Source organism: Aeromonas sp. QDB18, from assembly GCF_027705325.1.
Taxonomy (GTDB): Bacteria; Pseudomonadota; Gammaproteobacteria; order Enterobacterales; family Aeromonadaceae; genus Aeromonas; species Aeromonas caviae.
The window spans coordinates 1-13,831 of the sequence record NZ_JAPDBQ010000036.1; the positions used below are offsets into that span (position 1 = coordinate 1).

At 64.9% G+C, this 13,831-nt stretch carries 13 protein-coding genes; 11 read left to right on the forward strand and 2 right to left on the reverse strand.

Annotated features, from left to right (window positions below; all coding sequences use genetic code 11):
- Positions 1 to 53 precede the first annotated feature (53 nt).
- Complete coding sequence (locus OKC30_RS07925; RefSeq protein WP_270663620.1) at positions 54 to 998, reverse strand: tyrosine-type recombinase/integrase; 945 nt, start codon at positions 996 to 998, stop codon at positions 54 to 56.
- Positions 999 to 1,479: 481 nt separating this feature from the next.
- On the opposite strand from OKC30_RS07925, the gene ppk2 reads away from it, so the two are divergent.
- From ppk2 to OKC30_RS07940, 3 genes are all read left to right on the forward strand, one after another.
- Entirely contained in the window at positions 1,480 to 2,304 is an 825-nt protein-coding gene (ppk2, locus tag OKC30_RS07930; RefSeq protein WP_010673303.1) for a polyphosphate kinase 2, read from the forward strand.
- Positions 2,305 to 2,463: 159 nt separating this feature from the next.
- Positions 2,464 to 3,525 (forward strand): PQQ-dependent sugar dehydrogenase, encoded by a 1,062-nt coding sequence (locus OKC30_RS07935; RefSeq protein ID WP_223954176.1) that lies wholly within the window; start codon positions 2,464 to 2,466, stop codon positions 3,523 to 3,525.
- A 16-nt stretch (positions 3,526 to 3,541) separates the two neighbouring features.
- The gene (locus OKC30_RS07940) at positions 3,542 to 3,697 is read left to right on the forward strand and encodes an entericidin A/B family lipoprotein (protein ID WP_010673301.1); all 156 of its coding nucleotides are present in this window, start codon (positions 3,542 to 3,544) and stop codon (positions 3,695 to 3,697) included.
- Between the two features lie 45 nt (positions 3,698 to 3,742).
- On the opposite strand, the gene OKC30_RS07945 is transcribed toward OKC30_RS07940, so the two are convergent.
- A complete protein-coding gene (locus tag OKC30_RS07945; RefSeq protein WP_010673300.1) occupies positions 3,743 to 4,537 on the reverse strand; it encodes a DeoR/GlpR family DNA-binding transcription regulator in 795 nt (264 codons plus the stop codon).
- A 256-nt stretch (positions 4,538 to 4,793) separates the two neighbouring features.
- Between OKC30_RS07945 and ltnD the strand changes: the two genes are divergently transcribed.
- The 8 genes from ltnD to OKC30_RS07985 all read left to right on the forward strand — a co-directional run bounded on the left by ltnD (position 4,794) and on the right by OKC30_RS07985 (position 13,810).
- A complete protein-coding gene (ltnD, locus tag OKC30_RS07950; RefSeq protein WP_223933393.1) occupies positions 4,794 to 5,702 on the forward strand; it encodes an L-threonate dehydrogenase in 909 nt (302 codons plus the stop codon).
- The gene (gene otnK, locus OKC30_RS07955) at positions 5,699 to 6,949 is read left to right on the forward strand and encodes a 3-oxo-tetronate kinase (RefSeq protein ID WP_223933395.1); all 1,251 of its coding nucleotides are present in this window, start codon (positions 5,699 to 5,701) and stop codon (positions 6,947 to 6,949) included. The genes ltnD and otnK overlap by 4 nt, the downstream gene beginning before the upstream one ends.
- Positions 6,942 to 7,574 carry a 3-oxo-tetronate 4-phosphate decarboxylase gene (gene otnC / locus OKC30_RS07960; protein WP_041214644.1) on the forward strand — a complete coding sequence of 211 codons (633 nt, stop codon included), beginning with the start codon at positions 6,942 to 6,944 and terminating at the stop codon, positions 7,572 to 7,574. The genes otnK and otnC overlap by 8 nt, the downstream gene beginning before the upstream one ends.
- Positions 7,571 to 8,344: a 2-oxo-tetronate isomerase gene (otnI, locus tag OKC30_RS07965; RefSeq protein WP_223933398.1), complete on the forward strand. Its 774-nt coding sequence runs from the start codon at positions 7,571 to 7,573 to the stop codon at positions 8,342 to 8,344. The genes otnC and otnI overlap by 4 nt, the downstream gene beginning before the upstream one ends.
- An 11-nt stretch (positions 8,345 to 8,355) precedes the next feature.
- Positions 8,356 to 9,330, forward strand: coding sequence for a D-erythronate dehydrogenase (denD, locus tag OKC30_RS07970; RefSeq protein WP_223933400.1), 975 nt, complete (start codon positions 8,356 to 8,358; stop codon positions 9,328 to 9,330).
- A complete protein-coding gene (locus OKC30_RS07975; RefSeq protein ID WP_010673294.1) occupies positions 9,327 to 10,832 on the forward strand; it encodes a GntP family permease in 1,506 nt (501 codons plus the stop codon). Before denD ends, OKC30_RS07975 begins: the two co-directional genes overlap by 4 nt.
- 90 nt (positions 10,833 to 10,922) lie before the next feature.
- Positions 10,923 to 11,813, forward strand: a complete 891-nt coding sequence (locus tag OKC30_RS07980) for a DMT family transporter (protein ID WP_042017725.1) — start codon at positions 10,923 to 10,925, stop codon at positions 11,811 to 11,813.
- A gap of 59 nt (positions 11,814 to 11,872) precedes the next feature.
- Entirely contained in the window at positions 11,873 to 13,810 is a 1,938-nt protein-coding gene (locus OKC30_RS07985; protein WP_244053213.1) for a methyl-accepting chemotaxis protein, read from the forward strand.
- Positions 13,811 to 13,831: the final 21 nt, after the last annotated feature.

Below are 13,831 nucleotides of genomic sequence, written 5' to 3' on the forward strand. Positions count from 1 at the left end.
GCAAAGTAAAATGGAGGGTTTTCTTGCCGCCAAGGATCTGATGGCGCAGGGGATCAAGATCTGATCAAGAGACAGGCTTTAGCCTGTCGAGATAAGAATACCGAATGTGGCTTCCCATTCTTAGTATCAGGGATTGTCCAAATATCATCTCTAATATGTGAAAAACGCATATTAGCGACTTCGCCTCTACGACATCCGGTCAGTATCAATAGCTTGATCGCATTCGCTGCAGGCAGAGAAATAGTGGCATGGCGAGAAACGCCACGCCCTCCAGCCGCCAAGCTACCACCACTTCCAAGATCCTCATCAATCGCCTTCCATAGCCTGCGCAATTCGGGGACTGTCAGCCAACGCTCTCTTGGCGAACCGGCACTGGCACCAAAATCCTTGGGTCGCAACAGTCTCGCAGGGTTGGCCTCGATCAGGCAGTGAACCACCGCATAATCCAACATCTGGTTCAGCGTTCCCAACCCCTTACGGGTTTCGTCTTTTGTTGCACGCCGAGTGATCTCTAACGCTTGCGCCAAATGGGCGCGTGTAAGATCGATTAGACGAATATTACCCAAGCTCTTCTTAAGGTGACGATTCCAACGCTCCTGATGGCACTGGAGAGTCTTTGGCTTGACGGCCTGAGCAACATGCTGCGCTTCGAGCCATCGCCCAAGTAGCTCATCCATCGTCAGGGCCGTTTCATTTTTAGCCTTTTCACTAGCAACATGCTTGCGTGGATCAATCCCTTTCTTTACCAGGGCAGCCAGCTCTGCATGTTCAAGCCTGGCTCGTGCCAACGACAACGCAGGGTAATTACCCAGAACAACTGTCGCCTGAGTACCAGCAATCCGATAACGATAGACAAACCGCTTGCTCTTCCCAGCCCTAACTTCAATGGCTAATCCACCGCCATGGGGAGATTTCACCGCATAGCGGGTAATCGAAGCCTCCCCTTGCAAAATCAATGAGGGGATCTCTCGATCCTGCGTTACCGGTTTTCTTGCCATAGCATTCTCTCCCCCCTGTTTGGGGTACCACTTGGGGTACCACAGCAAACATGATATAGGGTGAGACTTCATGAAACTAGCCGAAACCCACAACAAGAAAAATAAACATTAAAAACAATAGGTTACCATCGGAAATTCAACTTTATAAAACCTTCTGAAACACTACCTACCTTGGCTCCTAAGGGACAGGCCACTGGTTCGACTCCAGTCGGGAACGCCATACACAGCAAGGGGCTGGCATCGTCATGATGCCAGCCCCTTGTGCGTTTCTGCGCCATTTCCCCTGCATCCATGGCGGCCAGGTCCCGCCCCCCCTCTTCAATGTCTCACTGCCACCAACAACCCCGCGAGCCCCACCAAAGATGATCCCGGCCATCCCCCGGTAGTTGCCACTCCCGGTGGCGGCACACCGTCATCTACCCTTGAAGGGCGCCGTCCGGCAGGACGGCCCTCCATTCGCCGAGACACAGAGAAGGACATCATGGGCAGCAAACGAAAATCCAGAACGGAAGAACCGGTCGTGGCCGAGGCGCAAAAGCCCCTTGGCAACAAGGCATACGAAAAAGCGCTGCGCCTCTTGCACGTGGAGCTGGTCAGGCTGCAGCAGTGGGTGGTGCACAAAGGGCTCAAGGTCTGCATCGTCTTCGAGGGGCGCGACGGGGCCGGCAAGGGGGGCACCATCAAGGCGATCACCGAGCGGGTCAGCCCCCGGGTCTTTCGGGTCGTCGCACTGCCCGCCCCCACGGAGCGGGAGAAGAGCCAGCTCTACTTCCAGCGCTACATCCCCCATCTGCCGGCGGCGGGGGAGATCGTCATCTTCGATCGCAGCTGGTACAACCGGGCCGGGGTGGAGCGCATCATGGGTTTTTGCAGCGAGGAGGCGAGCGACAAATTCCTGGCTGGCACCCCCATGGTGGAAAAAGCCCTGGTGGACTCTGGCATCATTCTGCTGAAGTACTGGCTGGAGGTGACCCCACAAGAGCAGGAGCGGCGGCTGCGTGATCGCATCGACGATGGCCGCAAGATCTGGAAGCTCTCCCCCATGGACATCAAGTCCTTCGATCGCTGGGATGATTACACCCGGGCGCGGGATGCCATGTTCATCGCCACCGACACCGCCTGGGCCCCCTGGTTCGTGGCCCACTCCGAGGACAAGAAACGGGTGCGCCTCAACATCATCTCCCACCTGCTGGCGCACATCCCCTACGAGGCGCTGCCGGCGGAGCCGGTGAAGCTGCCCAAGCGCAAGATAGGCAAAGTCAAACCATCGGATCACCCGCTTCGCATCGTGCCAGCCCTCTTCTAGCCAGACGGGGTGAGCCCTGGCTCACCCCCTTTCCCTTCCAACCCCAAGGGACAACAGGCGCTGCCGGTATCATCCAATGGCTTGTTGTTGCTCACGTTTTCCCGTTTGCCTCCCCTATACTTCAGCGACATTCAGGTCTGGCCGAGCGAGGAGGCCCCCATGTTGCGACTGTTTGCCCTGCTGCTTGTCTGCCTGGTGCTCCCGGTGCGGGCACTGACCCTGACCCCGGTGGCAGGGGAGCTGCGCCACCCCTGGGGGCTCGCCTTCCTGCCGGATGGCGGCTACCTCGTCAGCGAGCGCCCTGGGCGTCTGCTGCGCATCGATGCAGGTGGCAACCGCCATGTGGTCTCCGGCCTGCCGCCCCTCGCCGCCACGGGTCAGGGGGGTCTGCTCGATCTCGCCCTGGACAGCGATGGCTGGCTCTATCTCAGCTACAGCGAGCCGGGGGACGGGGGGGCCGGCACCGCCGTGGCCCGGGCCCGGCTGCAAAAAGAGGCCCTCGTCGACTGGCAACTGCTGTTTCGCCAAGAGCCCAAGGTGGCCGGCGGCGCCCACTTCGGCTCCCGCCTGGTGCTGACGGAGGATGGCTATCTCTTCATCACCCTGGGGGATCGCTACAGCGAGCGGGAGCGGGCCCAGACGCTGGACAACCACCTCGGCAAGACGGTGCGCCTGCACAAGGATGGCCGGGTCCCCGCCGACAACCCCTTCGTCAAGACGCCGGGGGCCCTGCCGGAGATCTGGAGCCTGGGCCATCGCAACATGCAGGGGGCGGCCCTGCGTCCGGGCAGCCAGCAGTTCTGGGCTCACGAGCACGGTCCCCAGGGCGGGGACGAGGTCAACCTCATCCTGCCAGGCCACAACTACGGCTGGCCCAGAGTGACCTTTGGCGAGGAGTACGGGGGCGGCAAGATTGGCGTGGGCCAGAGCGCGCCGGGCATGACGGCACCGCGCTGGATCTGGGTGCCCTCCATCGCCCCCTCGGGCATGGCCTTTTATCAGGGGAACCTGTTCAGGGAGTGGCAGGGGGATCTGCTGGTCGGCGCCCTGCGCGGTCAGGCCTTGTTGCGCCTGCACCTCGACGGAGACAAGATAGTGTCGGCAGAGCGGCTGCTGACCGATCTGGGGGAGCGGATCCGTACCGTCAAGGAGGGCCCCGACGGCGCCCTCTACCTGTTGACGGATTCAGGCCAGGGGCGCCTGCTCAAACTGACCCCATAGCATGAAAGGAGCAAGGATGAAGACGAATCGCATGCTGCTGGTGCTGTGCACCAGCCTCTGGTTGCTGGGCTGCAACACCATCCACGGGATGGGACGGGACATCGAGAAGGCGGGGGAGGTGATCCAGGGCTCCGCCAAGCTGACGGATGCACCGGCCGCAGAGGGTCGCTGATCCCGGTCAGGCGGCGCTGTGATTCGCCCCCTGTCGCCCCTTTCCTTACCCCTGTTCGGCGCTGGCCACCAGACTGGCCAGCGGCGCCATGGTCACCCTGACCCCGTGCTGTGCCAATGCCTCGCGGGCGCTCTGGGGCAGTTGCTCGTCGGTGATCACCTGATCGATCGCATCCCAGCTCACCACGTTGAAGGTCCCCACCTTGCCATATTTGGACGAATCGCAGATGAGGATGCGCGTCGCCGCCGACTCCACCACGGCCCGCTTCACCGGCACCTTCTGTTCGCTCGGGGTGGAGATCCCCTGACTGTCCCAGGAGGAGGCTGACAGGAAGGCGATGTCCAGATGGAGGTTGCGCAGGAAGTGGGCGGTAGCCTCCCCGGCACAGGACTGGTTCTCGCGAATGACCTGCCCTCCGGTGTGATAGAGGCGGCAGCGGCCGTGCTCGATGAGGTAGGCGCAGACCATGAAGTCGTTCGTCACTATCATCAAGTCTTCCCGAAGCGCCAGCTCCCGGGCCAGCTCCAGGGAGGTGGTACCGGCATCCAGATAGACGGTGCTCCCCTCGCTCACCTGGGCGGCGGCAAGCCGGGCGATCGCCAGCTTGGCTCCCTGCATCAGGCTGCGCTTGGCGGCGTGTGAGGGCTCGCTCTTGATCCGCTGGGAGAGGCTGACCCCGCCGGAGACGGAGAGCACCCGCCCCTGCTCCTCCAGCTTCTGGATGTCGCGCCTGATGGTCATGTGGGAGACCTGCAGCCAGTCGGTCAGCTCCACTATGCTGACCACGCCGCGCTCTGCCAGCAGTTGCAGGATTCGTTGCTGTCGCTCTACGGGAATCATCTTGCCTCGCACCTCGGGGAAGGGAAGGCGCCATTCTACCCCAGCGACCTGGGAAAAAATGATAAATAACCTGAAACGGGCTCACAAATCACATTTATTCACATAAATAGCGCCGCTTTTTGATTCAAAAGAATCTCAATCCTCACAAATAACAAAAATTAACACACATTAAGTTACTTTTTGTGACATGCGCCTGATATTTCACCGCCGCAAGCCTCTACTATCGGCTCATCAGTCGTAATCGAGGAATCACGAGATGAGCACTCCCTATCATGTTGCGGTCATCGGCCTGGGCGCCATGGGCATGGGCGCCGCCCGTTCCTGCCTGCGGGCCGGGCTCACCACCTATGGCATCGACCTCAGCGAACAGGCCCGCAGCCAGTTGCAGCAGGCCGGTGCAGCCGCCGTCATGGCCGATGCCAGGCCCCTGGCGGAGACCCTGGATGCCGTGCTGTTGCTGGTGGTCAACGCCACCCAGGTGCGCCGCATCCTGCTCGGCGAAGCGGGGCTGGCTCGCCACCTCAAACCGGGCACCGCCATCATGGTCTCTTCCACCATCGCCGCCGAAGAGGCGAGCGCCCTGGCTGCCGAGCTGGCGCTGATGGGGTTGCCGATGCTGGATGCGCCGGTTTCCGGTGGTGCCATCAAGGCCGATGCCGGTGAAATGACGGTGATGGCCGCAGGCGCCGACGCCGCCTTCGACAAGCTGGCCCCGGTGCTGGATGCGGTGGCCGGCAAGGTCTACCGGGTCGGCAGCGAGCCGGGCCAGGGCAGCACAGTCAAGATCATCCACCAGCTGCTGGCCGGGGTGCACATCGCGGTGGCCGCCGAGGCCATGGCGCTGGCCAGCCGGGCAGGGGTGTCCCTGGATCTCATGTATGACGTGGTGACCCATGCCGCCGGCAACTCCTGGATGTTTGAAAACCGCATGCCTCGGGTGCTGGCCGGTGACTACCAGGCCCGCTCCGCAGTGGACATCTTCGTCAAGGATCTCACCCTGGTGGCGGACACCGCCAAGGCGCTGCGCTTCCCGCTGCCGCTCGCGAGCACGGCGCTGAACATGTTCCTCGGTGCCAGCAACGCGGGCCACGGCCAGGAAGATGACAGCGCCGTCATCAAGATCTTCTCAGGCATCACCCTGCCGGGTCAGGAGGAGCAAGCATGAAACTCGGAGTCATCGCAGACGACTTCACCGGCGCCACCGACATCGCCGGTTTCCTGGTGGAGAACGGCCTCGCCACCATCCAGTTTGCCGGCATCCCGGCAGAGGCGGATCTGACCGGGGTCAACGCCGTGGTGATCAGCCTCAAGAGCCGCTCCTGCCCGGCCGATGAGGCAGTGCGCGACTCCCTGGCGGCCCTCGACTGGCTCAAGGCCCGCGGCTGCCCGCGCATCTACCAGAAGTACTGCTCCACCTTCGACAGCACGGCGGCGGGTAATATCGGCCCCGTCACCGACGCCCTGCTGGCCGCGCTGGAGAGCAAGTTCACCCTGATCTGCCCGGCCCTGCCGGTGAACGGTCGCACCGTCTATCAGGGCAACCTCTTCGTCGGCGCCCAGCCGCTCGCCGAGTCCGGCATGCGCCATCACCCCATCACCCCCATGACCGACAGCAACCTGCTGCGGCTGATGGAGGGGCAGGCCCAGGGCCGTGCCGGTCTGGTGCCGTTCAATACCATCGCACAGGGACCCGGCGCCATTGCCGACGCCTTTGAGCAGCTAACGCAAGCTGGTGTGCGCTACGCCGTGGTCGACACCCTGACCGAGCAGCACCTGCTGGACATCGCCACCGTCGCCCTCGACATGCCTCTGGTGACCGGCGGATCCGGCCTCGCCATCGGCCTGGCCCGTCAGCTTGGCAGCGGCGATCAGCAGGGTGCCCGCGAAGCGGGCTGGCCCAGAGGCACCCGCGCCGCGGTGCTGTCGGGCTCCTGCTCCGAGATGACCAACCGTCAGGTGGCCCGCTATCGCCAGCACGCTCCTGCCCTGGCGCTGGATGTGGTGCGCTGCCTCGAAGAGGCCGACTACCCGGCCGAGCTGGCGCGCTGGGTACTGGACCAGCCCCGTACCCCGGCGCCGCTGGTCTACGCCACCACCAGCCCGGCAGAGCTGGCCCGCATTCAGGAAACCCACGGCCAGCAGGCGGCCAGCGATGCGGTGGAACACTGCTTTGCCCGCCTCGCCCAACTGCTGCAAGGCGCCGGTGTGGACCGCTTCATCATCGCCGGTGGCGAGACCTCGAGCCGGGTCACCCAGGCCCTCGGCGTCAAGGCGTTCCACATAGGCCCGCAGATCGCCCCCGGTGTGCCCTGGGTGCGGGCCATCGACGCCCCCCTGTCGCTGGCCCTCAAATCCGGCAATTTCGGGAGCGACGACTTCTTCGACAAGGCTCAGGAGTACTTCCATGACTGAACAGGCACTGCGCGACACCATGGTGATGCTGGGGGCTTCCCTCTTCCAGCGCGGTTATGCCACCGGGGGCGCCGGCAACCTCTCCGCCCTGCTGCCGGACGGTACCCTGATCGCCACCCCGACCGGCTCCTGTCTGGGACGGCTCAGCGCCGACAGGCTCTCTCACGTCAACCTGCAGGGGGAACACCTGGGGGGAGATCGCCCCTCCAAGGAGGTGGCCTTCCACCTCGCCATCTACCACAACAATCCGGACTGCCGGGCCGTGGTGCACCTGCACTGCACCCACCTGACCGCCCTCTCCTGTCTGGAGGGGCTGGATCCGGCCAACGTCATCCGCCCCTTCACCCCCTACTACGTGATGCGGGTCGGCCAGTTGCCGCTCATCCCCTACTACAAGCCGGGGGATGCCCGCATCGCCGAGGAGCTGGGGCGCCGCGCCCCCGAAGGCAACGCCTTCCTGCTTGCCAACCACGGCCCCGTGGTGACGGGCAAGGATCTGGTGGATGCGGTCAACAACATGGAAGAGCTGGAGGAGACGGCGCGCCTGGCACTGATGCTTCATGGCCACTCCATCCGCTACCTGAGCGAACCCGAAATTGATGAATTGAGGAGGATGAAACCATGAGCAAGTTTGCCGCCAATCTCACCATGCTGTTTACCGAGGTGCCGTTCCTGGAGCGCTTCGCCGCCGCCCGCGACGCAGGCTTTGAGGCGGTGGAGTTCCTCTTCCCCTACGAGTGGCCGGCCGCCGAGCTGGGCCGCCGCTTGCGCGAGCAGGGGCTCTCCCAGGCCCTGTTCAACATGCCGCCGGGCAACTGGGCGGCAGGGGAGCGCGGCATGGCTGCCATCCCGGGGCGGGAAGCGGAGTTTCGCGCCCACCTGCCAAGCGTGCGTGACTACGCCCTGGCGCTCGGCTGCACCAAGGTACACGCCATGAGCGGCATCGTGGACCCTGCTCATAGCCTCTCGGCCCACCGCCAGACCCTGATCGACAACATCCGCTTCGCCGCCGACTTCCTGGCCGAAGACGGCATCAAGGTGCTGCTGGAGCCGCTCAACGATAGAGATGTGCCCGGCTACTTCCTGGCCCACCAGCTCGACGCCCTGGCCCTGGTGCAGGAGATAGACAGACCCAACGTGGGGGTGCAGCTCGACCTCTATCACGCCCAGATCATGGACGGGGATCTCACCCGTCTCATCGGCAAGCTGGGCCCGGCCATCGGCCACGTCCAGATCGCCTCGGTGCCGGATCGCCACGAGCCGGACGAGGGGGAGATCGCCTACCCCCACCTGTTCAAGGTGCTGGCGCAGGCGGGCTACCACGACTGGATTGGCTGCGAATACAACCCCAGAGCCGGCACCCGGGAAGGGCTGGGCTGGCTGACACAACAATAACGACCCTGAACATGAACGAGTCTGAGGATAACAAGATGCAGATCATCATCACCGGCGGCGGTGGCTTCCTGGGCCAGAAACTGGCCCGGGCCCTGCTGCAAGGCCCCCACCCCTTCACCGAGCTGCTGCTGGTGGACATCCAGCAGCCGCAATCCCCCCTACCGGACCCCAGGGTTCGCTGTCTGCGGGCCGACCTCACCGAACCCGGTGTCGCCGAGTCCCTCATCAGCGAGCGGACCGCCGTGGTCTACCACCTGGCCGCCATCGTCAGCAGCCACGCGGAGCAGGACTTCGATCTGGGCTGGAAGGTCAACCTGGACACCACCCGCACCCTGCTGGAGGCGTGCCGCCATGCCCGGCCGGGCATCCGCTTCGTCTTCACCAGCTCGCTCGCCGTCTATGGCGGCCCGCTGCCGGAGCTGGTGAATGACGGTACCGCCCTGACCCCCACCTCCTCCTACGGCGCCCAGAAGGCCATGGGAGAGCTGCTGGTCAACGACTACAGCCGCAAGGGCTTCGTCGACGGTCTGGTATTGCGCCTGCCCACCATCTGCGTGCGGCCGGGCAAGCCGAACCGCGCCGCCTCCTCCTTTGTCAGCAGCATCATCCGCGAGCCGCTGCAAGGGGAGAGCGCCATCTGCCCGGTGAGCCCGGATCTGCGCCTCTGGCTCTCCAGCCCCGCCACCGTGGTCGCGAACTTCCTGCTGGCGGCCAGACTTCCCGCCACCGGTGACGCCCGCAGCATCAACCTGCCCGGCATCAGCGTGACCGTCGGCGAGATGCTGGAGGCCCTCGCACGGGTCGGTGGCCAGGTGGCCCGGGATCGGGTGCAGTTTGCCGCCGATCCGGCCATCGAGCGCATCGTGGCCAGCTGGCCGGGACGCATCGACAACCAGCGGGCCAGCGCCCTCGGTTTCGCGGCAGACAGGACGTTTGCCGACATCATCGACAGTTTCATCACCCATGACATGCAGGAGGCATCATGAGCGACATCCCAACCCCCATCATCGGTCTCATCATCGCGGTCTTCGTGCTGGTGTTCCTGGTCATCCGTACCCGGGTGCACGCCCTGATCGCCATGCTGGCGGCGGCCTGCATCGCCGGGATCACCGGCGGCATGAGCATCGACAAGACCCTCACCGTGATCACCCAGGGCTTTGGCTCCACCCTCGGCAGCATCGGCATCGTCATCGGCCTCGGGGTCATGATGGGTCGCCTGCTTGAGGTCTCCGGCGCCGCCGAACAGATCGCCTACAGCTTCATCAAGTGGCTCGGCAAGCGCCGCGAGGAGTGGGCCCTGGCCATCACGGGCTACATCGTCAGCATCCCCATCTTCGTGGATTCCGCCTTCGTCATCCTCTATCCGGTGGCCAAGGCGCTGGCGAAAAGCGGCAAGCGCTCCCTGCTCACCCTGGGGGTGGCGCTCGCGGGCGGCCTGGTGGTGACCCACCATACCGTGCCGCCGACCCCGGGCCCGCTGGGGGTTGCAGGCCTGTTTGGCGTGGACATCGGCGCCATGCTGCTGACCGGCATGGCCCTGGCCATCCCCTGCGTGCTCGGCATCGTCTTCTACGCCCAGTGGCTCGACAAGAAGTACCCCGAGTTCGGTGCCCAGGCCGCCCAGACCCCGGACGAGCTGCAAGCCACCTATGAGCAGTACCTCAAGGAGAAGGAGGGCAAGACCCTGCCGAGCCTGACCCTGTCGCTGCTGCCGATCCTGGTGCCCATCGTGCTCATCTTCGTCAAGGCCATCTTCACCACTCTGGCCACCCTGGAGGGCATGGATGGCCTGATGGCGAACCCTCTGGTGCAGGGCATCAACTTCATCGGCACCCCCATCATCGCGCTGGCCATCAGCGTGCTGCTGGCGGTCTATACCCTGGTCCCGCACATGGACAGGCACGCCACCGCCGCCCGCCTGGAAGAGGGGTTGCAATCCGCCGGCATCATCCTGCTGGTGACCGGTGCCGGTGGGGCGCTGGGGGCCGTGCTGCGCGACAGTGGCGCGGGTCAGCAACTGGCCGAGCAGATCGCCCAATTGCCCATCTCCCCCATCCTGATCCCCTTCATCGTGGCGACTCTGGTGCGCCTCATCCAGGGGTCCGGCACCGTGGCCATGGTGACGGCGGCCTCCATCTCCGCCCCCATCCTGGCGCAGATCCCCGGGGTCAACATGCTGCTGGCCGCCCAGGCCGCCACCATGGGGTCGCTCTTCTTCGGTTACTTCAACGACAGCCTGTTCTGGGTGGTCAACCGCATGATGGGCATCTCCGACGTCAAGCAGCAGATGATCGTCTGGTCCATCCCGACCACCATCGCCTGGGCCATCGGCGGCACCGGCGTCGCCCTGCTGAACCTGCTGTTCGGCTCCGGCGGCACCTGGTTCGACCCCGTGCTGCCGCTGCTGGTGCTGGCCCTCATCGTCTGGTACGTCAAGGGGCAGTCCCTGGCTCCGGCGGCAGGGGCCGTCCCGAGCCGGGAGTCATAACCCGCACCGTCACGGCAACGCTGTGTGACGAGGGCCAGTCTGCTAGACTGGCCCTCTTTTTCGTTCATTCATCTTGCAAAGGAGTGTTGGATGCCTGCGTCTTCCTGGTGGGACAAGTCTACCGGTTTTGCCCTGCTCACCATCTTGTTGTGGGCCTCTCTCGCCGCGCTCACCTCCCGGATCACCAGCGTCTCGCCGCTGGTGCTGGTGGGGCTGGTGCTGCTGTTCTGCGGGGCGGGCACTCTGCCATTCTGGCGCCAGTGGCGCGCCAGCCCCCTCACCTGGCTGGTGACCATCACCGCCCTGCTGCTCTATCACCTGCTGCTGTTCACAAGCTTTCGCCACGCCCCCGTGCTGGAGGCAAACCTCATCAACTACCTGTGGCCGCTGTGCATCATCCTGTTCACCCCCTTGCTGCTGCCGGGTCATCCCCTGAGCCTGCACCATCTGCTGGCCGGGGCCCTGGGTCTCGCGGGATCGGTGCTGGTGATGGTCGATGGTCACCTGCAGTTGCAACAGGCCCATCTGCCCGGCTACCTGCTGGCCCTCGGCGCCGCCATCGTCTGGGGCGCCTATTCCGTGCTCTCCCGCCGCCTGCCTCCCGCTCCCGCCGTGGTCACGGCCGCCGCCTGCCTGCCCGCAGGGCTCCTGGCCCTGCTGCTGGCATGGATGCTGGAGGGACCGCTGCCGGTGGCCCGCATCCCGGCAGGTGACTGGGGCCTCATCATCGGGCTGGCCCTCGGCCCCATGGGGGCGGCCTTCGTCACCTGGTATCTGGCGCTGCGGGACGGGGATCCGCGCCGCATCGGCGCGCTCGCCTACCTCACTCCCTTGCTGAGCACCCTGCTGCTGGTCTGGCTCAACGGCGAGGCGCTCACCCCGCGCCATCTGCTGGCGGGGGGGCTCATCATGGGCGGCGCCCTGCTCGGCCTGCTGGTGAAGAGCCCAAGTCAACGGGAGCTGGCACGGCCACTGTCATAAAAACGCCATCAGACCTGATTAAGCTCGCGCCCATTGCGTGATTCAAGCAGGAATCTGATGTGAAAATTGCCCATTTTGCCTCCCTCTCTTCCCTCGTCTTGCTGCTGGTGGCCGGTGTCCAGGCCACCGCGCTCTATCATGGCTGGCAACAATTCAACCACTCGGCCCAGGCCCAGCGTCTGCAGGAGCGCCTGCAACAGCAACTGAGCGGTCCGTTGCAGGGGGCGCTTCGCGACTATCTCGGCAGCGGGGATCCCCTGCTGCTGGCCCAGGCACAGGGAGTGCGCCAGCAGGCGCTGGCGCTGTTGTCCCGCCTGGAGGATCCCCAGACCCAGCAGCTAAACGCCCGGCTTGAGCAGATGAAAACCCGCATTGACGGCGACTATCTGGCGGCGGGCAAGCTCTCCGGCAACAGCCAGTGGTTGCTGCAAAATGCCGAGAACGAGTTGACCACCCAGGCCAAAGCCTTGCTCCGTTACGGCCAGCAGGGAGCAGCCGCCGGGCGGGATCCGGTCCTGGCCGAGCAGTATCGCCAGGGGGCGGCCGACATCCTGACCGCCCTCCCCTCCCTCGCTCACCAGCGCCAGAACTACATGGAGCAGGCGAGTGCCAAGCGTCTCGAAGGGCTGCAATTCGAGCTGGCTGCCCTGCAAAAGCAGGCCGACTCCCTGGCCGCCCTGCCGAGCCTGGCACTTTTCGAGGAGGCACCGGCCGACGAATTCACCCTGGGAGAGCCAATACGCAAGGAGCTCGGGGATCAGCCCAAAGCCGAGTTGACCTCCCTGCTCAAGCGCTATCCCCAGGAGCTGGAAAACAGCCGCAAGGCGCTGCAACAGCAGCAGGCCGCTCGTCAGATGGTGCAGCAGGACATCACCCAGCTGCTGCAAGCGGGGAAGCAATTGGGCGAACAACTCGCCGCCGCCCGTCAGACCATGAACCGGGAGCTGGCCACCGTGCTCGGCGTGCTGGCGCTCTGCCTGGTCGTGGTGGCCCTGCTGTTCGCCCTGGTGCAGCGTCGCTGGCTGGTCAGGCCTCTGCTGCAACTGCGGGCAGCCTTCCTGCAGCTCGACGCCACGGGTCAGGCCCAGCTGCTGACCCCGGGGCGCGAGCGCAACGAACTGGCGGACATCGTCGCGAGCTACAACCGCCTGATACAGCGCCTGCAACAGGATCAGCAGCAGAAAGAGGGCCAGCTATCGGCGGTGTCGCAAAGTCTGCAAGGGATGGTCAACCAGGTGCAGGAGATCCATCACAGCACCCGCACCACGGAGCAGGCGGTGGATGAGAGCGACACCATGATGCAGGAGCTCAACCAGCTCGCCAGCGAGGTGCACCAGGTCGCCGCCGAAATCGCCCAGCACGCCCAGCACAATGAACACTCCATGAGCCAGAGCGAGCGGCTGGTCGGGGGCATGCTGACGGCTACCGCCCAGACCGGGCTCGCCATCGACGAGAGCAGCGGCGCCCTGGCACAGCTGACCCGCTCGGTGGAGGACGTGACTGCCATCGTCGACGTCATCGGCCATATCTCCCAGCAGACCAACCTGCTGGCCCTCAACGCCGCCATCGAGGCGGCCAGGGCCGGGGAGCAGGGACGCGGCTTCGCGGTGGTAGCCGACGAGGTGCGCCACCTCTCCGCCGACACCCAGCGCTCCCTCGGCCAGATCACCGAGATCCTGGCCAGCCTCACCCAGGCGGGGGATCAGCTCGCCACCGTGCTGGCCCGCATCACCGCAGAGGCCGCCGAGCAGCGCCAGCAGGCGGAGCAGCTGCGCCAGACCACCCTGACGGTGCGGGAGATGGCGCGCAGCACCGCCGTCATCGCCCTGCAGGGCGCCGACAATGCCAAGAGCCAGGAGCACAGGCTGGCGAGCTTCGCCGCCCTCATCGGTCGCATCAGCCAGCACGCCCGTCAGGGCAGCCGCCTCTCGGTACAGGTCTCGGAGCACATACACCACCAGGCCCAGCAGATCCCCCGGATCCTGAGCCAGGCCTGATAACCCCCGGGTCTGGTTCGC